The sequence below is a fragment of the Amycolatopsis sp. NPDC098790 genome (genome assembly GCF_044759945.1).
Lineage (GTDB): Bacteria > Actinomycetota > Actinomycetes > Mycobacteriales > Pseudonocardiaceae > Amycolatopsis.
The window spans coordinates 44088-70554 of sequence record NZ_JBIWAI010000008.1 but is presented as its reverse complement, the minus strand read 5'-3'; the positions used below and the strand labels follow the sequence as shown (position 1 = coordinate 70554).

Here is a 26467-nt window from a genome sequence, read left to right as displayed (position 1 = left end):
CGGTGGTGGAGGGAGCGGCGGAATGCGGTGGCGCACGCTCGTCGCTTCGGCGTTGCTGCTGGTCACGGTGGCGGCGTGCGGGCCGGGGAAGGTCTCGCCGACCGACTCGCTGGTGGCCCGCGCCAGTGCCACGGATCACCTGACCATCGGCATCCGGTTCGACGCGCCGGGGCTTTCCGAGCGCACGGTCGACGGGAGGTTCGTCGGGTTCGACGTCGACGTCGCGACTTTCGTCGCATCGGAACTGGGTGTCGCGGCGAAGGACATCACGTGGCGCGAGACGACGTCGGCGACGCGCGAAACGGACCTCACGTCCGGCGCGGTCGACCTGGTCGTCGCGACCTATTCGATCACCGACAAGCGCAAGCAGCAGGTGTCGTTCGCCGGGCCGTACTTCACGACCGGGCAGGACCTGCTGGTGCGGCGCACGTCCCCGGACATCACCGGCCCGGAGACGCTCAACGGGCGGCGGCTGTGCTCGGTCACCGGCTCGACGCCCGCGGAGCAGGTGCGCGACCGGTTCGCGCAGGCCGTGCAGCTGGTCGAGTACCCGCGTTACCCCGATTGTGTGACGGCGCTGCTCGCCGGCCAGATCGACGCGGTGACCACCGATGGGGTGATCCTCGCCGGGTACGTCACGCGTGATCCGGAGCTGCTGAAGGTCGTCGGGAAGCCGTTCTCGAAGGAGAGCTACGGAGTCGGCCTGCGCAAGGGCGACACCCAGGGCGTGAACGCGGTCGACGACGCGATCCGCAAGATGATCTCCTCCGGCGAATGGCTCCGGTCGCTGAACGCGAACATCGGGCCGTCCGGTTACCAGTTGCCCGCTCCCCCCGAGGTCACCGAGAAGTGAAGCTGCCCGACCTGCCCGTCCGCGCGGTGCTGCCCGAGGTCCTTTCGGCGCTGGACGCCCACGGCACCGCGGTGCTGGTCGCGCCGCCCGGAACGGGGAAGACGACGCTGGTGCCGCTGGCGCTGGCTTCGGCGGGAGCGGGCCGGGTCGTGGTCGCCGAGCCGCGGCGCCTGGCGGCGCGGGCGGCGGCTTCCCGGATGGCCGCGCTGCTGGGCGAACCGGTCGGCGAGACGGTGGGTTACGCGGTGCGCGGCGACCGGAAGGTGTCGGCGCGCACGCGCGTCGAGGTCGTGACATCGGGGTTGCTCGTGCGGCGCGTGCAGGGCGACCCGGAGCTGCCCGGGGTGTCGACGGTCCTGCTGGACGAGTGCCACGAGCGGCACCTGGACGCGGACCTCCTGCTGGCGCTGCTCCTCGACGTGCGAGCGGGGTTGCGCGACGACCTGCGCCTGCTGGCGACGTCGGCAACGGTGGCCTCGGGCCGCCTTGCCACACTTTTGGGTGAAGCTCCGGTGGTCACGGCGACGGCGCCGACGTACCCGGTGGACTTCTTCTATGTTCCGCCCGCGCGAGGTGAGCGCATCGAGGCGTGCGTCGCACGTGCGGTGCGCACTGCACTGTCCTCAGGGGACGGTGACGTGCTGGCGTTCCTGCCAGGCGCGGGCGAGATCGCGCGAACGTCCCGGCTGTTGTCGTTGTCCGATGTGGACGTGCTGCCCCTGCACGGCCGGCTGTCGGCGGCCCACCAGGACGACGCACTGCGCCCGCGTTCGCGACGGCGGGTGGTGCTGGCGACGGCGGTGGCGGAGTCGAGCTTGACGGTCCCGGGCGTGCGCGCGGTGGTGGACTCGGGGTTGGCACGGGTGCCGCGAGTGGACCACCGGCGCGGGTTGCCGGGTCTGGCGACGGTGCGGGTATCGGCGGCGGTGGCAACGCAGCGCTCGGGCCGAGCGGGCCGCGAGGGGCCGGGCCGGGCGTACCGCTGCTGGGCGGCGCACGAGCAGGCGTTGCTGCCGGCGTACCCGGAGCCGGAGATCCGCACGGCCGAGCTGGCGCGGCTGGCGTTGGAGCTGGCGTGCTGGTCAACGCCGGACGGGAGCGGGTTGGCGTGGTGGGACCCACCGGGCGAAGGGGCGCTGGCGGCGGGCCGGGCATTGCTGGAGACATTGGGCGCGACGGACGCATCCGGCGCCGTGACCTCCCGCGGCCGGCAGATGGCGGAGCTGGGGCTGCACCCGCGGTTGGCCCGGGCGTTGCTGGACGGGGCTGCGGAGGTAGGCGCCCGAGCGGCGGCGGAAGTGGTGGCGCTGCTGGACGCGGGGGCGACGTTGACGGACGTGGACGCGGAGTTGCGGAGGCTGCGCTCGGCGAACGACGAGGGTGCGCGCCGCTGGAAACGCGAGGCCCGGCGGCTCGAAGGCTTGGTATCCGGCGGCAAGGCGGGGCGCTCGACCGGCGCCGGAGCCGGGCAGCTGCAGCGCGGCAGGAACGCCGAAGCCGATCCCGCGCACCGCACCAGCGGCACCGGCGCCGGGCGGGCGCAGCCCGGCAGCCCTGCCGCAAGCGCCGAAGTCCGAGCCAACCCACACCAAAGCGGCAATCCCGGAGCCGGCCCCGCGCACCGAACCGGCAGCACCAGCGCCGGGCGGGCACAGCCCGGCGCTGGCGCCGCAAGCGCCGAAGCCCGGCCCGACCCCGCTCTCGTCGTGGCCCTCGCGCATCCCGAGCGGCTCGCGCGGCGGCGACCCGGCACCGCTCCCGTCTACCTCATGGCCGGCGGCACCGCGGCCGAACTCCCGCCCGGCAGCGGCCTCGACTCCGAGTGGCTGGCCATCGCCGAAGCGACCCGCGATCCCGGCCGCGTCCACGGCACCATCCGCCTCGCCGCGGCCGCCGACGAACGCCTCGCCACCCGCGTCGGCGAAGTGTCCGAAATGGACGAAGTCACCTGGGACGGCGACGTCGTCGCCCGCCGGGTCCGCAAGCTCGGCGCCATCACCCTGTCCGAACGCCCCTTGCGCGACGCGAACGTGCACGACGCCCTCGTCACCGGCCTCCGCGAAAACGGCCTCGGCCTCCTGAAGTGGAGCCAGGACGCGACCCGGCTCCGCGAGCGCATGGCGTTCCTCCACCGCGTCATCGGCGAACCGTGGCCCGCGGTGGACGAAACCACCTTGCTATCCAATGTGGACTCGTGGCTCGACCTGTCGAGCGCCCGCCGCAAGGCCGACCTCGCGAACATCAACGCCGGCACCGCACTCAAGGCCCTCCTGCCCTGGCCGGAAGCGTCCAAACTGGACGAACTCGCCCCGGACCGGCTCGAAGTCCCGTCCGGCTCTCACATCCGCGTCGACTACCACGGCGACCAGCCGGTCCTCGCCGTCAAGCTGCAGGAAACCTTCGGCTGGACCGAAACCCCTACCGTCGCCGGCGTCCCGGTCGTCCTGCACCTGCTCTCCCCCGCCGGCCGGCCCGCGGCGATCACCGCCGACCTCGGGTCGTTCTGGACCACCGGCTACCCGTCGGTGCGCGCCGACCTGCGCGGCCGCTACCCGAAGCACCCCTGGCCCGAGGACCCGGCCACCGCCGTCCCGACCCGGCACGCCCGCCGCCGCACCTGACGAAAGTCGGGGGCGGCTCGCGACCGTCGGCCGATGCCCGCGCACCGCCGCGAGCCGCAGACTCCACTGCATGATCACACTCAGAAGCCTGACGAAACGCTACGGGGAGAAGACGGTCGTCGACGCGCTGACCTGCGACGTCGCCGCGGGCCAGGTGACCGGCTTCCTCGGCCCCAACGGCGCGGGCAAGTCGACGACCATGCGGATGACGGTCGGGCTCGACCACCCGCAGGAAGGCGAAGTCCGGGTCGGCGGCCGGCGCTACGCCGAGCTGCGGCACCCACTGCGCGAGGTCGGCGCACTGCTCGACGCGAAGGCGCTGCACCCCGGCCGCAGCGCCGGCAAGCACCTGAAGGCCATGGCGCAGAGCAACGGCATCCCGACGAGCCGCGTCGAGGAAGTACTGGCCACGGTGGGACTTTCGGACGTCGCGGGCAAGCGGGCCGGGCAGTTCTCGCTCGGCATGGGCCAGCGCCTCGGCATCGCCGGCGCGCTGCTCGGCGACCCGGGCGTGCTGCTGTTCGACGAGCCGGTCAACGGCCTGGACCCGGACGGCGTCCGCTGGGTCCGTCAGCTGATGCGCTCGCTGGCCGCCGAGGGGCGGACGGTGTTCGTGTCGAGCCACCTGATGAGCGAGATGCAGCTGACGGCCGACCACCTGATCGTGATCGGCAAAGGGAAACTACTGGCCGACGCACCGGTCGCGGAGTTCATCGCGGGCAATTCCCGCACAACGGTCTCGGTCCGCGTCCCAGCCGACACGGAACGCGCGAAGCTCGACGCCCGATTGTGCGCCGAAGGCGCCGCGACGCACCCGGGCACACCGGACGAGCTGGTGGTGGACGGCATCGACGTGACGCGCATCGGCGACGTGGCGCACGAACTGGGGATCCGCTTGCACGGTCTCGCCGAACGAACGGCGTCGCTCGAGCAGGCGTACATGGAGTTGACGGCTTCTTCGGTGGAGTACGGGGTGTCGGCATGACGGTTCTGACGGTTCCGCACGGCCGAACGGTGGCATCGGAGTGGACGAAGTTCTGGTCGGTCCGGGCAACGTGGTGGTCCCTGGGCGGAGCAACGGCGCTGATGCTGGGCTACAGCACGCTGTCGGGCATCGCCCAGCGCTACGACAACGACCCGGAGGCAGCAAACACAATAGCCCTAGGCGGCGGCTTCTACTTGGCGCAGTTCGCGATGATCGCATTGGCAACGCTGTTCGTGACCAGCGAGTACGCGGGCGGCGGCATCCGGTCGACATTGTTGTGGACCCCGGTGCGGGCCCGGGTGACTCTCGCGAAGGCGGCGGTGCTGTTGCCGGTGCTGTTCGTCTCGGGAGTGGTTTTGTCGTGTGCCGCAATGGGTGTGGCAAGCGTGGTGATGAACGGCCACGGACTGCCGACGAGCTTCGCGGCGGGTTTCACAACGGCGGTCGGCATGGGCGGGTATTTCGCGCTGCTGGGAGTGTTGTGCACGGGAATCGGCTGGTCGCTGCGAAGCGCGGCGGGGACGCTGGTGTCGGTGATCGTGCTGCTGCTGCCGTTGCCGCTGATCGTGGGCTCGCTGGGGTTGGCGGATTTGGTGCCGTACTTCCCGGGGATCGCGGGGGTGAACGCGATGGTGGAGGCGGGGAAGCCCAACCCGATCACGATGGCCCCGGCGCCGTACGCGCCTTGGGTGGGATTGCTGATCTGCGCGGCCTGGGCAGCGGCGGCGCTGGTGGTGGGCGCAGCGGTGTTGCGCCGCCGGGACGCGTGAGATCCGACCGCGACAGCTATCGAACTGCCGGGTGAAGTACGTAACTTCACCCGGTCGCCCTTACCGCCAATGCACGGTGAGCGTGAAGTAGGCGGCTGACCGCGGTCATCTGATGGCCGCGTTCGGCTTGTTTTGCACGGTATCCGGCGATTGAGGTAGTTCCGGCTTGGAATCGCTTTGCGGCCCGGCGATGATAGTGAACACGACTGCGATGACCGCCGACACCGGAGCCAGCGCAGCGGTGATCCGGGATGGCAAGTTGCTCACCCCGTAAACCGAAAGGCCCTCTTTGAAGGTAAAGTATCTGGCTACGTCAAGATTTCGCAGAGTTCGGATATCCATCGCCAGACCCAGGAACATCAGATCGATGGCGAACACGCCAGCATCGATCAAGCCGTCGATCTCGACCGTTCCACCGACAACCATCGGCACCATAAACTCGCATACCGCACCGACGGAGTATGCGAGCACCAGGGGAAGTACTTTGACCGGTCCACGTTTGCCGGGCAAGTACTGCCACAAGACACCGAGGACAGCCGCAGCGAAAACCCACTTCGCCACCTCCCAAGAAAAATTGATGAAATAGCCCAAAAAAACCGAATCAGGAAGTCCCGCTGTGAAATCCAACCGCGCGACTTGCCGCGATAAGTAAACCGCGAGACCGACGGGAACCCCCAGCCACAGCGCGATCTTGACCACGATGGTCATGTTTTCGCCCGGAGAGCCCCCCGGCCCCATCGCGAGCACCACATCCACCGGCGTAACGCGCTTCGGCAGATCCGGATGACAAGGCACACCCGAGGGTTGAGTCGAGCGCTTCAACCACCGTATCGCGGCGAGCCGGACAGCAGCATCACCTCGACTCGCGACGAAGTCACGAATCTTCTCACCAGAACGCAATTCACGGTCCAACACCGGCCTTCCGATCCGGTGGAACAGCAAGAATGCCGCCGCAACAAGCAGCCAGGTTGGCAGATCGAACCCGTAGACCGCAACACTCCATTGCGCGGGTCCCAACACGAGCAGCGTCAGGGAGATGATCGTCAACATCCGATGATCAGGAGTCGAAGAGTCACGAAGGTACGAACGACTGAGCACGAACACGGCGATCGCCGGTACCAGGTCGAAGATCCACAGCCAGTTGGCCGGCATCCACCAAAGTGTGTATCGAGGAGCGTTCCTCACGGCATCAGCCAGTGGTTGGGGGTCGTACATCCACTGTTGCAGGAAGTCGTTCCGCAAGGCCGTCCAGGCCCGCTCGACGAGCAAGCCCCCGGCCGCGACCGACGCGATGGGCCAAGTCCACCAAACACGTTTCGGTCGCTTTCCCGCCGATCGCGCGATCGATCGAACTGCTTGGATAGTCGCCGCTCCGGCGATGAGCGTGATCGCGAACACCATGACGTTCTCACTCAGCCGGAGGATCAGTGCATAGTCCGCCCGCTGGGTGGTCGTGAACGCAACGGTATCCGCGAGCAGCCAGCCGATCGCCAATGACGCTGCGAACGCCTGCAAGGCAGCAACCCGAGGCTTCCGACCGACACCGAAGCAGTGAGCGACCACCAATATCGTCACACCCACCGCGATATCGACCCCCCAGGCCGCAGTCGACCAGTCCGGCACCCGGTCACCCTGTGCACCGAGCACAACTCGCGTGATGTCAATACCGAGACCGACGGCTTGAAGAACGAGCAGGGGAACGGTCACCGACCACGCACGACGGACGAGAGGGGTGTCTCTGTGCGGCAGCTGTTTGCGGATGCGCCGGATGAAGATCAGGACGATCACCAGGAAAGCCGCCGCACTCGACGCAGCAGTGCAACGCAGGAACAAGTCGCCAGCTATCGAACCTTGCCAAACAAAAGCCACTGCGCGTGCGTCAGGAGTCAGGTCCGCTGCGGCCAGCTCCACCCCTTCGTCGGTTGGCGAAGTCACCCCGTAAAACCAGGTCAGCTCCCCAGGCCCAGCGGCATAGGGCGGCCAGGGCTGCGGGACTGCGGAGTCCAGCCAGTTCTGAGGTGCAGCGATAGTGACCGTCCACGAAGTGGAGTGGCTGAGACCGCCACGTGACACCACAGCCATCCGCCACGGTTGGTCCGGCTCGATGGTCAGGTCGAGGACCCCGACCGCTCCACGACCAGCCTTCACCAATTCGGTCCACACGTGATCGTGGACTACGACCTCTCCACCGGACACCGTGACCGATGGCGGACCGTCGCGATACACCGGGAAGTCCGTCGAGTAGACACCGAGCAGGCAGCGAATGGCTGCTCGATACGCGCCGTGGTCCGGATCGCCCAACAGGTCTTGAGCACGGCCCCAGGTCCGCGGAACCCGTATCACGACATCGCTGCTCACTCGCGGGTAGTCGACGTCGTCGACTTCGACCGCGGCCCGAACGGTCACGGAAGTACTCGGGTACTCCTCGAGGACACAGTCAGCCATCGACCCTGCGGACTCGGCGGCTTCGTGCTGATAAAGGCACTCGACCGCACCAACGGCCACCACGCCCACCACCGCAACGGCCAGCACGACCAACCAGCGTTTTAGCCTGACGCGAGTACGCTTGCCGAGGTATTTACTTCTGGCATGCCGGTTTCGACAACGCATGCACCCCAAGTCGTCATGCTGGAGCACAGTGTTAGAGCCGATAGCGGATCGTGACAATCTAGGTCACTGACGTCTGCCTCACTCCACCCCGATACCGCGCAAAATCTCCCGCGCACCGATCACCAGCGACTCCGGCGAAGGCGCAGCCGAAGCCCCCGCCAAGGCGCCGAAGATCGTCCCCTCCATCCAATCCACCACCAACCCCGCGTGCCGAACCGGATCCGATGATTCCGCCGCCGCAAACATCTCCACCGCCGCACGCCGGATCACCGCTCCGCCCGAGTCGTACTGCTCCCGCAGCTCCGGGCGCCGCGTTGCCTCCAGCGCGAACTCGTACCTCGCCAACATCCGTGCTCGGCCCGCGCCCAAAGCCTCGGACACGTAACCCGCGATCGACTCCGCCAGCCCGCCCGACGGCGAAGACTCCTGGTCCAGCTCCAGGATCCGCGCGAACGTCAACGACAACAACGCTGCCCGCGTGCGCGCGTAGTACGACGTCGAGCCCGCCGGCAACCCCGCCGCCTGGTCGACCGCCCGGTGGGTCAACCCGCGCATGCCCGCGGCCGCGATCACCTCGATCGCCGCGTCGCCGATTACCGAAATACGGTCCACGAAAGGCACTCTACAGGTGTAGAGTCGACGCCATGCACGCAGTTGTCGTCGGCGGGGGTATCGGGGGCCTGAGCGCGGCCGTCGGGCTGCACCGGGTCGGGTGGACCGTCACCGTTCTCGAACAAGCCCCGGAATTCGGCGACGTCGGCGCCGGCATCTCGCTCTGGCCGAACGCCCTGCGCTGTCTCGACGAACTCGGCATCGATCTCACGCAACACCTCGCCCCGCAGCGCGACGGCGGCTTCCGGGACAAGCACGGCCGGCGGGTCACCCGCTTCGACGCCGCCGCCTTCGAACGCCTCCACGGCCGTCCGCTCGGCGCCATCCACCGCAAAGACTTGATCGCCGCGCTGAAGAACGCCGTCCCCGCCGAAAGTCTCCGCACGAACACGACCGTCACCGAAGTCCGCGAAGACGGACGAGTCCGCTTCGCCGGCGGAGAACTCCAGGCCGACGTCGTCGTCGCCGCGGACGGCATCAACAGCCCGGCCCGCCGCGCGCTCTTCCCGGACCACCCCGCGCCGGTCCACTCCGGCAGCACCGCTTTCCGCGGCGTCACCAAGTTCCCCGGTGCCCGGCTCAGCACGAGCTTCGACCGCGGCACCGAAATCGGCGTCCTCCCGCTGACCGGCGACGACGTCTACTGGTTCGTCTCCTACGTCACGCGGCCCGGCAGCGAACTGCCCGACCTCCACCAGACAACCCGGGACTGGCACGACCCCATCCCCGCCCTGATCGAGGCCACACCGGAAGAAGCGGTGCTCCATCACGACCTCTACTACCTCGCCACACCACTCAAGACCTACGTCAAAGGCCGGGTGGCCCTGCTCGGCGACGCCGCCCACGCCATGCCGCCGTTCCTCGGCCAGGGCGGCTGCCAGGCCATCGAAGACGCGATCGTCCTGGCGCACGAACTATCCACAAAGGACCCACAACAAGCACTCGAGGCCTACGACCGACAACGACGGCCGCGCAGCCAGAAAGTCGTCCGCGAGTCGGTCCGGATGGGCAAGCTCACCTCCCAGCTGGCCAACCCGGTCGCCGTCAAAGTCCGCACCGCCCTATTGAAAGCCCTTCCAGCGAAAGCAACCGTCTACATAGGACGAGAGATCACGGGGTGGCAGCCTCCGCGTCTCCCCCGACCAGACCCGCCTCGTACGCCGTGATCGCCGCCTGCACCCGGTTCTTCGCGCCGAGCCGGGTCAGGATCGTGCTCACGTGCGCCTTCACCGTGCCCTCGACGACGAACATCTTCGCCGCGATGTCCGCATTGGACAGTCCGGAACCCAGCAACGTCAGCACTTCCCGCTCGCGCGGCGTCAACGACGACACCTTCGACCGCGCCGCCGCGGCCCGGGACAGCCGCCCGCCCGACAACCGCGCGATCACGCGCTGCGCCACCTTCGGCGACAAGAACGCCGCTCCTTCGGCGACGGCGTGGATGCCGGCCAGCAGCTCGCGCGGATCGCCCGACTTCAGCAGGAACCCGCCCGCGCCGAGCCCCAGCGCACGCTCGATGTACTCGTCTTCGCCGAACGTCGTCAGCATGATGACGCCCGTCGACGGCAGCAGCCGCCGGATCTCGGCCGCCGCGCCCAGGCCGTCCAGCCCGGGCATCCGGATGTCGAGCAGCACGACGTCCGGGTGCGTGGCGAGGGCCTGGGCCACCGCCGCCCGTCCGTCGGCGGCTTCGGCGACGACCTCGATCCCCAGGTCCGCGCCGAGGATCGCCGCCACCCCCGCGCGCATCATCGCCTCGTCGTCGGCCAGTACGACCCTGATCACTCTTCCCCCTCGGCGAACCAGTCCTTCGAAACGAGCTTCCCATCGGCGAAACACAGCCGGTAGGCGGCGTAGTCGTCGTTCAGGAACGACCGCCCGGCGCCGTAGTACTCGCACACCGCACCCGGCGGCGACGCCGGCTCCCCGCGCGTCGGACGCGCGGCGCGCTGACGTTCCGGCAGTGCCAGGCCACCCCGCGCCTGCCCGGGCCGCATGCCGTCGTAGACCGGGCCGGGCAGCTCCGAGGTGTTCCACTGGTAGAGGAACGCGATCCCGCTGACCGCGAGCAGCACCCCGAAGAGCGCGAGCGGGATGGTGACGGCGTAGATCAGGTTGCGCCGCACGTCCCGCCGGGCCGACTCCAGCGCCTGGGCCGACGCCGACTGCCCGACGGCGTCGTCGGCCGCCTCCCGCAGCTCCGGCGTCTCTTCGACCGGCGCGGCGTCGTGCGGCAGCGTCGCGGTGACGGCGAACCCGCCCGCGCGCGGCTCGGCCCGCAGCGTCCCGCCGACGAGCCGGACGCGCTCCCGCAGGCCGATCAGCCCCAGCCGCCCGGACGCCGCCCCCGGCAGCGGCCCGGCGGGCGGCGCCACGTTGACGACGCAGACCGATGTCCGCGCGTCGGTGCTCGTCACGCGCACCGTCACCGCCGCGCCCGGCGCGTGCTTGGCCACGTTCGTCAGGCCCTCCTGCACCACGCGGTAGGCGGCGCGGGCGACCATCGGCGGCGCCAGCGAGCTGTCCACTGTGGATTCGATGAGCAAGCCGGACGCGCGGGCCCGCGAGATCAGCTCGCCGAGGTCGCCCTGCACCGGCTCGACCGGCGCCGCGTCTTCGCGCAGCACACCGATGATTTCGCGCAGCCGTTCGGTCGCCGCCGCGGCGCCGGCCCGCAACTGCGTGGCCGCGTCGCGCTGGACGTCGTCGAGGCCGCCTGCCACCTCCAGGGCCGCCGCGCGGACCGCGATCAGGCTGAGTTCGTGGCCCAGCGAGTCGTGCATGTCGCTGGCGATCCGGGCGCGTTCACGCAGGCGCGCCTGGTCGGCGACCAGGCGCTGCCTGCTCTCCATCTCCTCGGCCCGGCGCCAGCCGGTGCGGGCGAGCTCGCCGCGCACCCGGACGTACCGGCCGAGCAGCCACGGCGACAGCCCCGCGAACACCAGGATCGCCATCATCGAGCCCCAGTCGCCGAGACCGTCGGGCGCGACGAGCAGCGACAGCGGGATGCCCAGCAGCGAGACGGCCGCGCCGGTCAGGACGGCGGGGCGGGCCCGCGTCATCCGCAGCGCGGCCTGGTAGCTCATCGCCACCAGCACGAACACCGTCCACACCGGCACGCGGTCGCCGTAGGGGAACGGGACGGCGAGCGTCCCGACCAGGGCGACGCCGAGCGAAACGGCGGGGTACCGCCGGGCCGTCGCGACCGATCCCGCGACGACGGCGAGGCCGGCGACCAGCTCCCAGGTCCGTTCGCCCAGGGTGCCGGCGACGACGATGAAGGCCAGGAACAGCCCGAGCAGCACGTCGAGCACCACGCGCCACCTGCGCTTCGTCACCTCTCGCACGGGTTCGAAGCTACAAGGGCGTCAGCGGGCCGGACCACTGCCGAAAGTCAAGGTGTCCACGAAGGCGAGCGTCTGCGGCCAGGACAGCGCGAACGCCTCGGCGTTGACGTCGGCGCCGTGCCGCGCGGAGTCGCTGAAGCCGTGCTCGGCGCCCGGGAAGTGCTGGGTGAACGTCGCGCCCCGCGCCCGCGACTGCAGCGCGGATTGGAGCAGGGCGAACGTCTCGTGCGAGACGACGGAGTCGGCCTCCGGGTAGGCGACGAGAACCGGCGCCGTGATCCGGGTCGACAAATCGACCGTGTCGAGCTCGTGGTTCGGCGGCGCCGGGTCCCGCACCGTCGGGTGGTAGGCGACGACCCCGGAAACCCGCTGGTCACGGGCGGCGAGCAGGAGCGCGAACCGGCCGCCGAGGCACCACCCCATGACCCCGGCCGACGTGCAGCCGAGGTCGCCGAGCAGGTGGTCGAGCAGCGCCGTCTGCTCCGCCAGTGCGGGTTCGTCGCGCAGCTCGCCGAGCTTCTCGCCCAGCGCCGGACGCGAGGTGTTGTCGGTGCTCGCGCCGTGGAAGACGTCCCAGGCCAGCGCGGTGATCCCGCGGCCGGCCAGCTCGTCGGCCCAGGCGCGGACCTGTTCGCCGATGCCGGTGATCATCGGCAGGAGCAGCATCCCGCGTTCGGAGCCGCCTTCGGGGCGGGCCAGGTACGCGGAGAGGTCGCCGACACCGACGGTGGACGTCTCGATGGTCATGATCGCACCGTAGCGGCCCGGTTCGACCGGGTGCGGTCAGCGCGGCTGCTTGAAGTAGACCTTGTCGCCGTCGAGGAACGCCGAGAACTGCACGAGCACCTCGCCGCCGTTGTCCGCGAACGCGACCGGGAACGTGACCGACTTCCCCGGCAGCAGGTCGGTGGTCGGTTCGCCCGGGTACCCGCCGCCGGAGTCGAACACCTGGTCCGACGGCTTGTCTCCCACCGACGCCGTGATCGACAACAACATCGCCGGCACCGCCCGGGCCCCGTGGTTCACGACCGTCACGTCGTACCCGATCGCCTTCACGCCGCCTGGCGACGCGGTCTCGCTCGTGGTGAAAGTCCGCGGCTTCGACAGCGTGATGTCGGTCTTCGCGCCCGTCGCCGTCTCACCCACCGCGTAGACCTTCGGCGCCGCCGCGGCATCGCTCGCGGAGGGACCGTTGACGGCGTCGTCGATCGCCTTCACGAACGCGTTCTGCGCGATCACTGTGAACACGATCGCCAGCACGCACAGGACGACGCCGATCGCCGCGAGGACCTTCTTCGTGCCGAACAGGGCGATGACCCCGAGGACGAACCCGATGGCGGCGGCGACGGCCGTGACGTTGTTCAGCAACGGGACCCACGAGCCGAGCACCCCGACGATCCCGAGGATGAGGGCGGTCCAGGCCAGGCCGCCGAACTTCGACGGCGCGGGCGCGACCTGCTGCGGAGCGGGTGGCATGGGAGCATGCGGAACGGACATGGCGGGCCTTCCGGGCGGCTGGGGAACAACTTCCCCGGACGTCGGCCACCCGGCTCGTCTCGTTACTCCGTTCGGCCGCACGTGACCGCATCGTCACCAGCCGAGCACCGTCCGAGTGAAAAAGCCGCCGCGGTGTTGCATGATGATCCACCATGGCCGAGCGCACACTCGCCGAACAGCTGGGCGGCACCCTCCCCGACGGCATCCGGGCCCTCGAAGAACACGAGCGCCAAGACCTCGCCAACGCGCTGCGTGACGCGCGCAGACGCCAAGCGAAAGCGCTCGCCGAAGCCGGTGAAGAGGGCCTCAAGTACGTCCCCGCACTCCTGCGCGGTGCGGTCCGGAAGGCAGTCGGGCTGTGACGAACTACGAAGCCGAGGCCGAGGTCCTCAAGCTCGCCCGCGTCCTCGACGTCGAGCCCGCGCGGCTCGAGTACCTCGCCCGCGTTGCCCCCGCTGACCTTCAGGCCTTCCGCGCGCAGGTCACCGACACGCTGTTCGACGCGAACCTCGCCGTGCTGCAGCGGATGGCCTTGGCCGCGCGGCTGCTGCCCGGGGGCCTGCTCGCCAAGATCGCCGAGAAGGTGTTCGGCCCGCTGCTGTGCGCCCGGATCGCCGGGGTGGTCGACGTCGCGCGCGGCGTCGACGTCGCCAAGCGGCTGCACCCGCGGTTCCTCGCCGAGGTCGCCGCCGAGCTCGACCCGCGGCGGGCGAGCGCGATCATCTCGCGCATCCCGCTCGACACCGTGCTCGCCGTCGCGAACGAGCTGGCGCGCAAGCAGGACTGGATCACCCTCGGCCGGTTCGTCGGGCACCTGCCCGACCCGACCGTGCGGCGGGCCCTCGACGAGATCGACGACCCCGGCCTGCTGCGGATCGCGTTCGTGCTCGACGACAAGAGCCGCGTCGACCACGTCGTCGGCCTGCTCCCGGCCCACCGGCTCGGCAGGCTGATCACCGCCGCCGGGGCCGACGAAGACCTGTGGACCCCGGCGCTGGACCTGCTGAACCACCTGCGGCCCGAGCGCCGTGCGACGCTCGGGCCGTTGCTCGGCGCGCTCCCGGACGGGTTCCGGGAACGCGCTCAGGCGACGATCAAGTAGATCCCGTAGCCGACGATCGCCGCGCAGAGCACGAAGCAGATGACCGCGCCGGCCAGCGGGCCGGTGCCGGACGCACCCGACTCGCGGGCCGACTCGCGCTGCGAAAGCCCGACCACCCCGAACGAGAACAGGCTCGTCAGCACGACCACCGAGGCGAGCGCGACGACGAAGACGAGTCCCAGCGAACCCCAATCGATGTTCACGGCGCTCCTCAGGCGTTGGCCGGCTGCGTGGCCGGCTCGGGCTCGTTGATGGTCTTGGCGCTGATCGGGTTCCGCTTCGACGCGAGGTAGATGCCCACCGCGACGACGACGCCCGCGATGCCGATCAGGACGGTGCCCCAGCTGCCGAGCGTCGAGACCTCGGCGGCGATCGCCCCGACGATCGCGGCGGCGGGCAGCGTGAGCGCCCAGGCCACGACCATCTTCCCGGCGACGCCCCAGCGGACCTCGGCGAGGCGGCGGCCCAGGCCGGAGCCGATGATGCCGCCCGAGCAGACGTGCGTGGTCGAGAGCGCGAACCCGAGGTGCGCCGACGTCAGGATGACGGCCGCGGCGCTCGTCTCGGCCGCGAACCCTTGCGGCGTCTGGATTTCGGTGAGCTTCTTGCCCATCGTCTGGATGATCCGCCAGCCGCCGAGGTAGGTGCCGAGCGCGATCGCGGCGCCGGCGGTGAGGATGACCCAGATCGGCGGGTTCGAGCCCGGCGCGAGCGAGCCCGAGGCGATCAGCGTCAGCGTGATGACGCCCATGGTCTTCTGCGCGTCGTTCGTGCCGTGCGCGAGCGAGACCAGCGACGCCGACGCGATCTGGCCGGCCTTGAACGTCTTGCCGACGGTGCCTTCCTTGGCGCGGGCGGTGATCCGGTAGACGAGGAAGGTGCCCAGCGTCGCGACGATCCCGGCGACGATCGGCGAGGCCAGCGCGGGGATCAGGACCTTCTCGACGACCTTGCCGAAGTGGACGGCGTCGGAGCCCGAGGCGATCCAGGTGGCGCCGATCAGCCCGCCGAAGAGGGCGTGCGACGAACTCGACGGCAGCCCGATGAGCCAGGTCACCAGGTTCCACACGATCGCCCCGACCAGGCCGGCGAAGATGATCACCGGGGTCACCTTCGTGTCGTCGACGATCCCGCCGGAGATCGTCTTGGCGACCTCGACCGAGAGGAACGCGCCGACGAGGTTGAGCACCGCCGACACGGCGACCGCGATCCTCGGCTTGAGGGCGCCGGTCGCGATGGAGGTGGCCATCGCGTTGGCCGTGTCGTGGAAGCCGTTGGTGAAGTCGAAGGCCAAGGCCGCGACGATCACCACCAGCACGATCAGTGAGAAGTCCATGGGTGGCTCTCCCGTCCCGAAGTCGCTGCGAAAACGCTACTTGCGGGGTGCCCGGCGCCCGATCCCGAAGGCGTGACGGCTGACTGAACTCTCAATGAACCCGTGCGTGCTTTCCCGGCATACCCGGCATTTCCGGCGGAGGTAGGGCTGGCCCGACCGCCGAACCGGGGGTTTGGCCCAGTGCCCTGGGCCCCGCCGGCTGCGACCGTCGACACCGGCGGAAGGGGCCACGATGGGCAAGCTGGGGTGGGCGGTCGTCGCGACGACCGCGTCGGCGGTGTTGTTCTTCTTCGGGACTGGTCTGGACCCCGTCCCCGAGCTGGCCTGGCTCGCGCCGCTGCCGGTTTTGCTTCTGGCACCCCGCGTCCACGGCGGCATCGCGCTGCTCTGCGCGTTCCTGGCCTACTTGGCGGGCAGCGCCGAGAGCTGGAGCTACTTCTGGCACTCCCTGGCGATCCCCCGGCCCGCGGCGATCGCGATCCTCGGCGGCAGCGCCCTGCTGTTCGCGCTGTCCGCGGGGCTCTTCCGGCTCCTGGTCCGCCGCGGGAACCGCTTTCTCGCGGCCGTCGCCGCGCCCGCGTTGTGGACCGTCGCGCTCTACGGCGTCTCGCTGCTCAACCCGACGGGCCTGATGGGCACCCTGATGACGACCCAGGCCGACCGGCCGTCCGTGCTGCGGCTCGCCGCGGTCACCGGCGGCTGGGGCGTGGAGTTCCTCGTGCTGTTCGTCCCGGCCGCGGTCGCCGCCGCGCTCGCCCCCGGAGTGCGCGCCCGGTCCCGCGTGACCGGGCTGGTCGCCGTCGCCGCCGCGCTCGGCGCGCTGGTGTTCTGGAACCTGCCGAGCCCCTCCGGACCGTCGACGCGGATCGCGCTGATCGCCCCCGGGCAGAGCCGCTGGGCGGTCGACGCCGCCACGCCGGACGGCCAGGCGCTGATCCGGTCCTATGTGGACCGCATCGGCCGGCTGCCGGACGGCGTCCAGGCCGTCGTGCTGCCCGAGGCCACCTTCGCGGTGGACCAGACCAGCCGGCCACGGCTCGTCGAGGCCTTCGCCGAAGTGGCCCGCACGCGCAACCTCGACGTCGTCGCCGGCGTCGTCGACACCACGCCGGAGGGCCGGTTCAACGCGGCGCTCGCCGTGCCCCCGTCCGGCGCGCCGGTCGAATACCGCAAGTGGCACAACGGGGATTCGCCGAACATGGCGTCCGGCACGCAGCTCGCGCACCTCGCCGGGATCGGGCTGATGGTGTGCATGGACGTCAACTTCTCCGACCCCAGCGGCGAATACGGCGAAGCGGGCACGGGCCTGGTGCTCATCCCGGCCTCCGACGAGGACGTCGACGGCTGGGCGCACAGCCGCACGGCGCTGATCCGCGGCGTCGAAAACGGTTTCTCGGTGGCGTGGAGCGCGGCCCGCGGAACGCCGATGCTGGCGGACGCCCAAGGGCACGTGCTGGCCGACGCGCACACCGGCGACGGCCCGTTCACGGTGGTCGTGGCCGACGTCCCGGTCGGTTCGGGGAAGACGCCGTACGCCCGGTTCGGCGACTGGTTCGCGTGGCTCTGCGGGCTGGTCGCCGTCGCGGGGATCGCGGTCGGGGCCCGGAAGGCGTCGGACTTCGAGCGTCTGGGCGTTGCCTGACTGTGAGCCGTCACAAAGACCTGCCGTGATCTCTGAGCGTCTTCCCAGGTCGTCTCCCCCGTCATGTGACCGATCATGATCTGCGTCACGTACTGACGGGTAACTGGAGGCAACGGAATGCGGGTCACCAACGGCGGTGCCAAGCGAACCCTGGCCGCGCTCGCCGCGGCGCTCACCTTCGGCGTGGTCGCGCCGGCGGTCGCGAACGCGGCGCCGAGCAGCGGGTGGAACGACTGGGGCTGCCGTCCGGCGGCCGCGCACCCGGAGCCCGTCGTGCTCGTGCACGGCCTCGGCGCGAACGACTCCGTCAACTGGTTCTTCCACGCGCCGAAGATCGCCGCCCAGGGCTACTGCGTCTTCTCGCTGACCTACGGCACCGGCATCCTCGGCCCCGGCGTCGGCGGGCTCGCGTCCATGCGGGACAGCGCCGCGCAGCTCGGCCGGTTCGTCGACAAGGTCCGGTCCACCACCGGCGCAGCGAAGGTCGACATCGTCGGCCACTCCGAGGGCAGCACGATGCCCGCCTACTACCTGAAGTTCGGCGGCGGCGCGGCGAAGGTCGCGCACTTCGTCGGCTTCGGCGCGAACTACCGCGGCACCACGCTCGGCGGCCTCGACAAGCTCGCGAAAGCGCTGCTCACCACCGTCCCCGGGCTCGACGCGGTCATCAGGACGGCCTGCGGCTCCTGCAAGGAGTACCTGGCGCCCTCGGCGTTCCTGGACGACCTCGCCCGCGGCGGCTTCCACGTCCCCGGTCCGACGTACACGAACATCGTCAGCAAGTACGACGAGGTCGTGACGCCGTACACCAGCGGAATCATGAACGAGCCGGGCGCGACGGACGTCGTCCTGCAGGACTTCTGCGGCTCGGACGCGTCGGGCCACCTGGGCCAGGCGATCGACCCGAACGTCACCGGGCTGATCCTGCACGCGCTCGACTCGTCCTACTCGCCGAAGTGCACGCCGTTCACCCTGCCGCTGTGAGCGGGTTCTGGCCGAAGTACCGCCGTCCGTTCTCGGCGGACTCCCGGACCGCGGCGAATCCGTAGTCCCGCATCGCGGTTTCGTAGGCCGCCACGGCCTCGAGCAGCGGAGCCCCGGCCAGCGCGGACGCCAACGCCGCACCGTCGCGCAACGCGGTGTTGGCGCCCGCGCCGGCGGCCGGGCTCATCGCGTGGACGGCGTCGCCCACCAGCGTCACCCGCGACGGTTCCCACGGCCCGATCGGCACGCTCGTGCGGATCGGCTGCGGGAACGTCGCCGGGACGTCCCAGTGCCCGACCATCGCGCGGGCCAGCGGGTGCCAGCCGTCGACCAGGCCCAGCGCCACCTTCTGCAGGTCACCCGGGGTCAGCTCGGCGAGTTCGGCCTCGGTGTGGCCGACGGCTTCCCAGCGGGCGCCGACCGAGCAGGTCATGTACGGCTCGTCGTCGCGCAACCGCAGGTCCGGCACGAGCCGCGCGCACGCGTCCGCGACCGGCTCGGGGTAGTCGACCGGCGCGAAGCCCGCCATCGTCCGGTCCGGGCCGACCATCATCGAGAAGATCGCGAACATCTCCGGCTCGAACAGCGCCCGCGTTTCCGGGGTGAGCGGGATCCGGCCGTAGAGGTGCACGAGCCCGGCGTCGACGACCTCGGCGTGCGGCAGGTACTGCCGCCGCACCGGCGAGTTGATCCCGTCGGCCCCGACCAGCAGGCTGCCGCGCGCGGAAGCCCCGTCGGCGAAGTGCGCGGTCACGCCGTCGCCGTCGGTCTCGTAGTGCGTGAACCGCTTGCCGTAGCGGACTTCCTGGCCGTGCAGCAGGATCTGCCGCAGGGTGAAGCGGTTGGTGTTGAGGTGGGTTCCTTCGACGGCCAGCCGGGTGCGCAGGCGCAACCGGTCGTCGTAGACGTTCGTGTGCGGCAGCGCGCGACCCGCGGTCGCGTGGACGAGTTCGTGCAGCTCCGGTCGCAGCACCTCGCGCAACGCCGCATCGCCGACGTCGCTGAGGTGCAGCCGGTAGCCCTGCTTGCGCGCGCCGGCCGACTCGTCGCGTTCGTAGACCTCGCACGGGATTCCGGCGCGGCGCAGTCCCTGCGCGAGGCTCAGGCCGCCCAGACCGGCACCGATGATGATCACAGACACAGCTGTCCCTTCCGTGGAAGGGACGCACAGGTGAGCCTGCGTGCGCTGCCCGGACTAACCCATACCGGACTGTGTCTTCGCGCGACGTTAGCGCACCCGTTCTCCGGCGCGCCACACCGACTTCGTCAGCGGCACGCCCGGCCGGTACGCCAGGTGCGTCACCGATGGCGCGTCGAGGACGTGGACGTCCGCCCGCGCGCCGGGCCGCAGCACCCCGACGTCGTCGCGGCGCAACGCCTTCGCCCCGCCGGCCGTCGCCGCCCAGACCGCTTCCTCGATCGTCATGCGCATCTGCAGCACCGCTGTCGCCACGCAGAACGCCATCGACGTCGTGTACGAGCTGCCCGGGTTGGCGTTGCTGGCCAACGCGACCGTCGCGCCCGCGTCGAGCAATCGCCGGGCCGGTGCCAGCGCTTGCCGGGTCGACAAGTCGCACGCGGGCAGCAAAGTCGCGACCGTGTCGGACGCCGCCAAAGCCTCGACATCGGCGTCGCTCAGGTAGGTGCAGTGGTCGACGCTCGCCGCGTCCAGCTCCACCGCGAGCCGGACGCCCGGACCTTCACCGAGCTGGTTGCCGTGCACCCGCAAACCGAGCCCTCGCTCGGCCGCGGCCTTCAGCACTCGCGCCGACTGGGCCTCGTCGAACGCGCCGGTCTCACAGAAGACGTCTGCCCAGCGCACGCTTTCCGCGACGGCGTCGAGCATCTCGCCGCACACCAAGTCCACATAGGACTCCGCGTCGACGCCCGGCGGCACGAGGTGCGCGCCGAGGAACGTCACCTCGTCGGCGACCTCGCCGGCGATCCGGGCGGACCGCGCCTCGTTCGCGACGGTCAGCCCGTAGCCCGTCTTCGTCTCCAGGCACGTCGTGCCCTGGCTCCCTGCTTCATCGACGTGCCGGCGCAAGTTCGCGGCCAGCTGCTCGTCGGACGCTTCCCGCGTCGCGCCGACCGTGATCGCGATTCCACCCGCCGTGTAGGGCTTTCCGGCCAGTCGCGCCTCGAACTCGGCGGTGCGGTCGCCGGCGAAGACGAGGTGCGTGTGACTGTCGACCCAGCCGGGCAGCACCGAGCGGCCCTCGACGTCGACGCGTTCGTCGGCGTCCGGTGCCTGGGCTGCGGAGCCCACCCACGCGACTTTCCCGTCGTCCAGGACGAGCGCCGCGTCGGTGAGCCGCCCCAGCGCGGGGTCGTTGGTCGTGAGTTCGCCGATGCCCGTGATCAGGACTGCCACAGTGCCTCGATCTCCTTCGCCAGCAGGGTTTCCGGACGGTCGATGAGCTGATGCGCACCGTCCCGCACGACCTCGCGGCCGGCGACGACGACGTGCCGGACGTCGGCGCCCGAGGCCGCGAACAGCACCCCGGACGGCTCGATCCCGGCCGTCCGGACCGAACCCAGGCCGACGGTGACGAAGTCCGCGCCCGCCCCCTCGGCGAGCGCGCCGACCTCGTCCCACCCGATCGCCGCGTGGTCCGTGCCCGCTTCCAGGAGCTCTCCGGCGCTGAACCGGCCGCGTTCCTCGCTGGCGAGCCGGTCGTCCAGCTCCAGCGCGCGGGTCTCCTCGAAGGCGTCGACGACGGCGTTGCTGTCACTGCCGATGCTCAGCCGCACCCCGGCGTCCCGCAGCGCGCGGGCCGGGCCGATGCCGTCGCCGAGGTCGCGTTCGGTGGTCGGGCAGAAGCACGCCCGCGCGCCGCTCAGGCGGTCGATGTCAGACGCGGTCAGGTGCGTGGCGTGCACGGCGACCAGCCGGTCGGTCAGCACCCCGTGCTCGTCCAGCAGCTCGGTGGGCGTGCGGCCGTAGGCGGCCTGGCACTGCTCGTTCTCGGCCCGCTGCTCCGACAAGTGGATGTGCACTACGCGTTGGCTGTCCACAAGCGACAGTTCGGCCGCCGGGACCGCCCGCACCGAGTGGATCGCCGCGCCGACGCGGAACAGGTCGTCTTCCTTCAAAGCGGCGACCCGGGACGCCCACGCCGAAGCCGAGCCGTCGGAGAACCGCCGCTGGACCTCGTCCGGTTCGACGCCGATGCCGCCCGCGAGGTAGCACGTGTCCAGGAGCGTCAGCCGGATCCCGGCGTCGGCGGCGGCCTGCCGCAGGGCGTGCCCCATCGCGTTCGGGTCGGCGTACGGCTTGCCGCCGGGCGCGTGGTGCAGGTAGTGAAACTCCCCGACGCTCGTGTAGCCGCCGAGCACCATCTCCGCGTAGACCCCGCGGGCCAGCCGGTAGTAGGTGTCCGGGTCGAGCCGGGACGCCAGGGCGTACATCCGCTCGCGCCACGTCCAGAACGTGCCGCGCTCGTGGTGCGTCCGGCCCCGCAGCGCGCGGTGGAAGGCGTGCGAGTGCCCGTTCGCGAAGCCCGGCAGGGTCAGCCCGTCGAGCACGGTGCCGGACCGCGGCGAGCCGGGTGCCACGCCGGTGATCCGGCCGCCGGCGACGTCGATCCGCACGTCGGACGCGATCCCGTCCGGCAGCCAGGCCTGCGCGCACCAGAAAACTGTCGGTGCCTCGCGATAGGCTGGAAACGGGGGGCGCCCCCGCGGGCCGGAGGTCATCGCGTCAGCCGCTCCAGGACCGTGGCCAGCGCGGCGGCGCCGGCTTCGACGTCCTCGGCTTCGGCGAACTCCTCCGGCGAGTGGCTGATCCCGGTCGGGTTGCGCACGTACAGCATCCCGGCCGGGACGAACCCGGCGAGGATCGCCGCGTCGTGGCCGGCTCCGGTGGGCAGCTCCGGCGGCGCGCCGAGCCAGCCGCCGAGGTCACGCCGGAGCGCGTCGTCGAACACGACGTCGTCCGAATAGGACTCGCGCGTCACCTCGACCCGGCAACCTTCCTCCTCCGCCGCCGCCTCGGCCGCTCGCGTGATTTCCGCGACCAGCTCCGGAGTCGCGGCACCGGGCACCCGGGCATCGAGCCAAAGGTCCACAGTGGACGCGATGACGTTGGTGCCGCCCGGCGTCGGGACCAGCCGTCCGACGGTCGCCCGCGCGTCCGGCACCGCGCGGGCCAGCCGCCGGACGGCGGTGACCGTCGCGGCGGCGGGCAGCATCGGATCGGCTCGATCGTCCAGCAGTGTCGCTCCGGCGTGATTCCCTTGTCCCGCGAAGGAGAACCGCCACCGCCCGTGCGCGATCACCGTGCTGCCGACGGCCACCGGCGAGCCGAGGTCGATCAGCCCACGGCCCTGCTCGACGTGCAGTTCGAGGAACTTCCCGATCAGCCCGAGCCGGCCGGGGTCTGGCCCGGCCCGCTCCGGGTCGAAGCCCGACTTCGCGGCGGCCTCGGCGAACGTCACGCCGTCGGCGTCCCGCAGGCCGCGCGCCTTGTCGGCGTCGATGGTGCCCGTGAGCAGCCGCGAACCGAGGCAGGGCACCCCGAACCGGCCGCCTTCCTCTTCGGCGAAGACGACGACCGCGAACGGCTTACCCGGCTGGAAACCCTTTTCCCGCAACGCCTCCACGGCGGCCAGCGCGCTGACGACACCGAGCGGGCCGTCGAAAGCGCCACCGCCGGGCACCGAGTCGAGGTGGCTGCCGGTGACGACGGCGTCCGGCCCCGGCGAACCCCACCAGGCCCAGATGTTGCCGTTGTAGTCGGTGTCGACGTCCAGCCCGAGGCCGAGCGCCCGCTCGACGAACCACACCCGCAGGTCCTGCTCGGGCGAGTCGAACGCGTGCCGCGAATAGCCGCCGCGCTTCGGGTCGCGCCCGACGTCACCAATCTCTCCGAGCAACCCCGAAGCGGTCACGCCTGCTCCCGCATCGGCACCCGCACGCCCCGCTCGTCGGCGACCTCGGCAGCGCGGTCGTACCCGGCGTCGACGTGCCGGATGACGCCCATGCCGGGGTCGTTGGTGAGCACGCGCTCGAGCTTCTGCGCGGCCAGCTCGGTCCCGTCGGCGACGCTGACCTGCCCGGCGTGGATCGACCGGCCCATGCCGACGCCGCCGCCGTGGTGGATCGACACCCAGCTCGCCCCGGACGACGTGTTGACCAGCGCGTTGAGCAGCGGCCAGTCGGCGATCGCGTCGGAGCCGTCGGCCATGCCCTCGGTCTCGCGGTACGGCGAGGCGACGCTGCCGGAGTCGAGGTGGTCGCGGCCGATGACGACCGGCGCCTTCAGCTCGCCGCTGGCCACCATCTCGTTGAACCGCAGACCCGCGAGGTGCCGCTCGCCGTAGCCGAGCCAGCAGATGCGAGCCGGAAGCCCTTGGAACGCCACGCGTTCGCCGGCGAGCCGGATCCAGCGCGCGAGGGATTCGTTTTCCGGGAACAGTTCCAGCATCGCGCGGTCGGTCGCGGCGATGTCTTCGGGGTCGCCGGACAGCGCGGCCCAGCGGAACGGGCCGTTGCCCTCGCAGAACAACGGCCGGATGTAGGCGGGCACGAACCCGGGGAAGTCGAACGCGCGCTCGCAGCCGCCGAGCTTGGCCTCGCCGCGCAGGGAGTTGCCGTAGTCGAAGACCTCGGCGCCGCGGTCGAGGAAGCCGAGCATCGCGTCGACGTGGTCGGCCATCGACTCGCGCGAGCGGTCGGTGAACTCGTCGGGCTTCTTGGCCGCGTAGTCGTGCCAGTCGTCGACCTCGATTCCCTTGGGCAGGTAGGAAAGCGGGTCGTGCGCGGACGTCTGGTCGGTCACGATGTCGACCTCGACGTTCCGTCGCAGCAGTTCCGGCAGCACCTCGGCCGCGTTCCCGACGACGCCCACGGACAGCGCCCGCTTCTCCCGCTTCGCTTTGGTGACGCGGGCGATGGCGTCGTCCAGGTCGTCGGCGACTTCGTCCAGGTAACGGGTTTCGACGCGGCGGTGCGCGCGCTGCGGGTCGCACTCGATGACGAGCGCGACGCCGTCGTTCATGGTCACGGCGAGGGGCTGCGCGCCACCCATGCCGCCGAGACCGGCGGTCACGGTGAGTGTCCCTTTGAGACTCCCACCGAACTTCTTCTTGGCGACGGCCGCGAAAGTCTCGTACGTGCCCTGCAGGATGCCCTGGGTGCCGATGTAGATCCACGAACCCGCGGTCATCTGCCCGTACATCGTCAAGCCCTGCTGCTCGAGCCGGCGGAACTCGGGCCAGGTGGCCCAGTCCCCCACCAGGTTCGAGTTCGCGATCAGCACGCGCGGCGCCCACTCGTGCGTGCGGAAGACGCCGACCGGCTTGCCGGACTGGACGAGCAGCGTCTCGTCGATGTCCAAAGTGGTCAGTTCACGGCTGATCGCGTCGAAGCTGGCCCAGTTGCGGGCGGCCTTGCCGGTGCCGCCGTAGACGACCAGGTCCTCCGGCCGCTCGGCGACGTCGGGGTCGAGGTTGTTGTGGAACATCCGCAGCGCGGCTTCGGTCTGCCACGACTTGGCGGTGAGCTGGGTGCCGCGGGCGGCACGGACGACACGGGACTCGCTGTTCATCGGACCTCCAGACGGGCGGCGTCGAGGACGGCGCCGGAGCGGACGAGTTCTTCGGCGGCCGCGATCTCGGGCGCCAGGTGGCGGTCCGGACCGGGACCGTCCACTTTGGTACGTAGCAGATCCCGGACGCGGCCGGTGACCGGCGACGGCTCCAGCGGCGCCCGGAAGTCCAGCGCCCGGGTCGCCGTCAGCAGTTCGACGGCGAGCACGGTGGTCAGGCCGTCGACGGCCTTGCGCAGCTTCCGCGCGGCCGACCAGCCCATCGAGACGTGGTCCTCCTGCATCGCGCTGCTCGGGATCGAGTCGACGGACGCGGGCACGGCGAGCCGCTTCAGCTCGCTGACCACGGCGGCCTGCGTGTACTGGGCGATCATGTGGCCGGAGTCGACACCGGGGTCGTGCGCCAGGAACGGCGGCAGGCCGTGCGACCGCGCCTTGTCGAGCATCCGGTCGGTGCGGCGCTCGGCGATGCTGGCGACGTCGGCGATCGGGATGGCCAGGAAGTCCAGCACGTACGCGACGGGCGCGCCGTGGAAGTTGCCGTTGGACTCGACCCGGCCGTCGGCGAGCACGACCGGATTGTCCACAGCGGACATGAGCTCGCGCTCGCCGACGAGTTCGGCGTGGGCGAGGCTGTCGCGCGCGGCGCCGTGCACCTGCGGGGCGCAGCGGAGCGAGTAGGCGTCCTGGACGCGGTTGCAGTCCGGGCCGCGGTGGCTTTCGACGATCTTCGAGCCCTGCAGCGCCTCCCACATCCGGGCCGCGGAGGTGGCTTGCCCGGGGTGCGGCCGGAGGGCCTGGAGGTCGGCGGCGAACGCGCGATCGGTGCCCAGCAGGGCCTCGACACTCATCGCCGCGGTGAGATCCGCGATGTCGAACAGCCGGTGCAGGTCGGCCGCCGCGAGCAAGAGCATGCCGAGCATGCCGTCGGTGCCGTTGGTGAGGGCGAGCCCCTCCTTCTCGGCAAGGACGACCGGCTCGATACCGGCGTGCTTCAACGCCTCCGCGGCGGGCTTGAGTTGACCGGCGTGGATCACTTCGCCTTCGCCCATGAGCGCGAGCGCGACGGCCGCCAGCGGCGCGAGGTCGCCGGAGCAGCCGAGCGAGCCGTACTCGTGGACGATCGGGGTGATGTCGGCGTTGAGCAGGGCCGCAAGCGTTTGCGCGGTCCCCGGCCGGACGCCGGTGTAGCCGCTGGCGAGGGTCCGCAGCCGCAGCAGCATGAGCGCGCGGACGACCTCAGGCTCGACGGCGGGCCCGGCGCCGGCGGCGTGCGAGCGGATCAGGCTGCGCTGCAGCGCGGTCCGGCTCTCGACGGGGATGTGACGGGTCGCGAGGGCGCCGAAGCCGGTCGAGACGCCGTAGGTGGGCGTGACGGCGTGGGCGAGGTTCTCGATGTGCTGGCGGGTCGCGGCGAGGGTCTTCTCGGCCGCGTCCCCGAGCGCGACCGGCGCGTGGCCGCGGACGACGTCGACGACCTGGGCGGCGGTCAGTGGTTCGAGGCCCAGGAGCACTTTTTCCGGCATGGGCCCATTGGACATCGTCCTTCCCGCTGGTG

The 26467-nt window shown here is 70.9% G+C and carries 23 protein-coding genes; 9 read left to right on the top strand and 14 right to left on the bottom strand.

All coding sequences use genetic code 11. The annotated features are described in order from the left end of the window. Positions 1-22 precede the first annotated feature (22 nt). From ACIQWX_RS43920 to ACIQWX_RS43905, 4 genes are all read left to right on the top strand, one after another. Entirely contained in the window at positions 23-853 is an 831-nt protein-coding gene (locus tag ACIQWX_RS43920) for a glutamate ABC transporter substrate-binding protein (protein WP_400884468.1), read from the top strand. Next, positions 850-3474 carry an ATP-dependent RNA helicase gene (locus ACIQWX_RS43915; RefSeq protein WP_400884466.1) on the top strand — a complete coding sequence of 875 codons (2625 nt, stop codon included), beginning with the start codon at positions 850-852 and terminating at the stop codon, positions 3472-3474. Before ACIQWX_RS43920 ends, ACIQWX_RS43915 begins: the two co-directional genes overlap by 4 nt. Positions 3475-3544: 70 nt before the next feature. Then, positions 3545-4459 carry an ATP-binding cassette domain-containing protein gene (locus ACIQWX_RS43910; protein WP_400884464.1) on the top strand — a complete coding sequence of 305 codons (915 nt, stop codon included), beginning with the start codon at positions 3545-3547 and terminating at the stop codon, positions 4457-4459. Continuing rightward, positions 4456-5229: an ABC transporter permease gene (locus ACIQWX_RS43905; RefSeq protein WP_400884463.1), complete on the top strand. Its 774-nt coding sequence runs from the start codon at positions 4456-4458 to the stop codon at positions 5227-5229. The genes ACIQWX_RS43910 and ACIQWX_RS43905 overlap by 4 nt, the downstream gene beginning before the upstream one ends. A gap of 105 nt (positions 5230-5334) precedes the next feature. Here ACIQWX_RS43905 and ACIQWX_RS43900 read toward each other — a convergent pair whose 3' ends face one another. After that, the gene (locus tag ACIQWX_RS43900; protein WP_400885331.1) at positions 5335-7761 is read right to left on the bottom strand and encodes a DUF6185 family protein; all 2427 of its coding nucleotides are present in this window, start codon (positions 7759-7761) and stop codon (positions 5335-5337) included. Positions 7762-7917: 156 nt separating this feature from the next. After that, positions 7918-8451 carry a TetR/AcrR family transcriptional regulator gene (locus tag ACIQWX_RS43895; RefSeq protein ID WP_400884461.1) on the bottom strand — a complete coding sequence of 178 codons (534 nt, stop codon included), beginning with the start codon at positions 8449-8451 and terminating at the stop codon, positions 7918-7920. A 32-nt stretch (positions 8452-8483) separates the two neighbouring features. Here ACIQWX_RS43895 and ACIQWX_RS43890 point away from each other — a divergent pair, with 32 nt between their 5' ends. Then, complete coding sequence (locus tag ACIQWX_RS43890) at positions 8484-9617, top strand: FAD-dependent monooxygenase (RefSeq protein ID WP_400884459.1); 1134 nt, start codon at positions 8484-8486, stop codon at positions 9615-9617. Here the strand turns inward: ACIQWX_RS43890 and ACIQWX_RS43885 are convergent. Genes ACIQWX_RS43885 through ACIQWX_RS43870 form a run of 4 tightly spaced genes read right to left on the bottom strand, consistent with a single transcriptional unit; the run spans position 9562 to position 13274 of the window. Further along, positions 9562-10236 carry a response regulator gene (locus tag ACIQWX_RS43885; protein ID WP_400884457.1) on the bottom strand — a complete coding sequence of 225 codons (675 nt, stop codon included), beginning with the start codon at positions 10234-10236 and terminating at the stop codon, positions 9562-9564. The genes ACIQWX_RS43890 and ACIQWX_RS43885 overlap by 56 nt on opposite strands. After that, the gene (locus ACIQWX_RS43880; RefSeq protein WP_400884456.1) at positions 10233-11798 is read right to left on the bottom strand and encodes a sensor histidine kinase; all 1566 of its coding nucleotides are present in this window, start codon (positions 11796-11798) and stop codon (positions 10233-10235) included. The genes ACIQWX_RS43885 and ACIQWX_RS43880 overlap by 4 nt, the downstream gene beginning before the upstream one ends. A gap of 21 nt (positions 11799-11819) precedes the next feature. Further along, the gene (locus tag ACIQWX_RS43875; RefSeq protein ID WP_400884454.1) at positions 11820-12545 is read right to left on the bottom strand and encodes a dienelactone hydrolase family protein; all 726 of its coding nucleotides are present in this window, start codon (positions 12543-12545) and stop codon (positions 11820-11822) included. Positions 12546-12581: 36 nt separating this feature from the next. After that, entirely contained in the window at positions 12582-13274 is a 693-nt protein-coding gene (locus ACIQWX_RS43870) for a hypothetical protein (RefSeq protein WP_400884452.1), read from the bottom strand. Between the two features lie 173 nt (positions 13275-13447). Here ACIQWX_RS43870 and ACIQWX_RS43865 point away from each other — a divergent pair, with 173 nt between their 5' ends. Both ACIQWX_RS43865 and ACIQWX_RS43860 read left to right on the top strand, forming a co-directional pair. Beyond that, the gene (locus tag ACIQWX_RS43865; RefSeq protein ID WP_400884450.1) at positions 13448-13657 is read left to right on the top strand and encodes a hypothetical protein; all 210 of its coding nucleotides are present in this window, start codon (positions 13448-13450) and stop codon (positions 13655-13657) included. Then, positions 13654-14397, top strand: coding sequence for a hypothetical protein (locus ACIQWX_RS43860; protein WP_400884448.1), 744 nt, complete (start codon positions 13654-13656; stop codon positions 14395-14397). The genes ACIQWX_RS43865 and ACIQWX_RS43860 overlap by 4 nt, the downstream gene beginning before the upstream one ends. Here ACIQWX_RS43860 and ACIQWX_RS43855 read toward each other — a convergent pair. Next, positions 14379-14600 carry a hypothetical protein gene (locus ACIQWX_RS43855; RefSeq protein WP_400884446.1) on the bottom strand — a complete coding sequence of 74 codons (222 nt, stop codon included), beginning with the start codon at positions 14598-14600 and terminating at the stop codon, positions 14379-14381. The two genes, ACIQWX_RS43860 and ACIQWX_RS43855, sit on opposite strands and share 19 nt — an antisense overlap. Before the next feature lie 8 nt (positions 14601-14608). After that, positions 14609-15733 carry an anion permease gene (locus ACIQWX_RS43850; RefSeq protein ID WP_400884444.1) on the bottom strand — a complete coding sequence of 375 codons (1125 nt, stop codon included), beginning with the start codon at positions 15731-15733 and terminating at the stop codon, positions 14609-14611. A gap of 232 nt (positions 15734-15965) precedes the next feature. Here ACIQWX_RS43850 and ACIQWX_RS43845 point away from each other — a divergent pair, with 232 nt between their 5' ends. Then, positions 15966-17375: an acyltransferase gene (locus ACIQWX_RS43845; RefSeq protein WP_400884442.1), complete on the top strand. Its 1410-nt coding sequence runs from the start codon at positions 15966-15968 to the stop codon at positions 17373-17375. A 117-nt stretch (positions 17376-17492) separates the two neighbouring features. Further along, complete coding sequence (locus ACIQWX_RS43840) at positions 17493-18359, top strand: esterase/lipase family protein (protein ID WP_400884440.1); 867 nt, start codon at positions 17493-17495, stop codon at positions 18357-18359. Here ACIQWX_RS43840 and ACIQWX_RS43835 read toward each other — a convergent pair. From ACIQWX_RS43835 to hutH, 6 genes are all read right to left on the bottom strand, one after another. Then, positions 18343-19500: an FAD-dependent oxidoreductase gene (locus ACIQWX_RS43835; protein ID WP_400884438.1), complete on the bottom strand. Its 1158-nt coding sequence runs from the start codon at positions 19498-19500 to the stop codon at positions 18343-18345. The two genes, ACIQWX_RS43840 and ACIQWX_RS43835, sit on opposite strands and share 17 nt — an antisense overlap. Before the next feature lie 87 nt (positions 19501-19587). Continuing rightward, a complete protein-coding gene (hutI, locus tag ACIQWX_RS43830; RefSeq protein WP_400884437.1) occupies positions 19588-20733 on the bottom strand; it encodes an imidazolonepropionase in 1146 nt (381 codons plus the stop codon). Next, positions 20721-21953 carry a formimidoylglutamate deiminase gene (locus ACIQWX_RS43825; RefSeq protein WP_400884435.1) on the bottom strand — a complete coding sequence of 411 codons (1233 nt, stop codon included), beginning with the start codon at positions 21951-21953 and terminating at the stop codon, positions 20721-20723. Before ACIQWX_RS43825 ends, hutI begins: the two co-directional genes overlap by 13 nt. A 101-nt stretch (positions 21954-22054) precedes the next feature. After that, positions 22055-23251 (bottom strand): allantoate amidohydrolase, encoded by a 1197-nt coding sequence (locus ACIQWX_RS43820; RefSeq protein ID WP_400884433.1) that lies wholly within the window; start codon positions 23249-23251, stop codon positions 22055-22057. Further along, positions 23248-24909: a urocanate hydratase gene (gene hutU / locus ACIQWX_RS43815; protein WP_400884431.1), complete on the bottom strand. Its 1662-nt coding sequence runs from the start codon at positions 24907-24909 to the stop codon at positions 23248-23250. Before hutU ends, ACIQWX_RS43820 begins: the two co-directional genes overlap by 4 nt. Next, positions 24906-26435, bottom strand: coding sequence for a histidine ammonia-lyase (gene hutH / locus ACIQWX_RS43810; protein WP_400884429.1), 1530 nt, complete (start codon positions 26433-26435; stop codon positions 24906-24908). Before hutH ends, hutU begins: the two co-directional genes overlap by 4 nt. Positions 26436-26467: the final 32 nt, after the last annotated feature.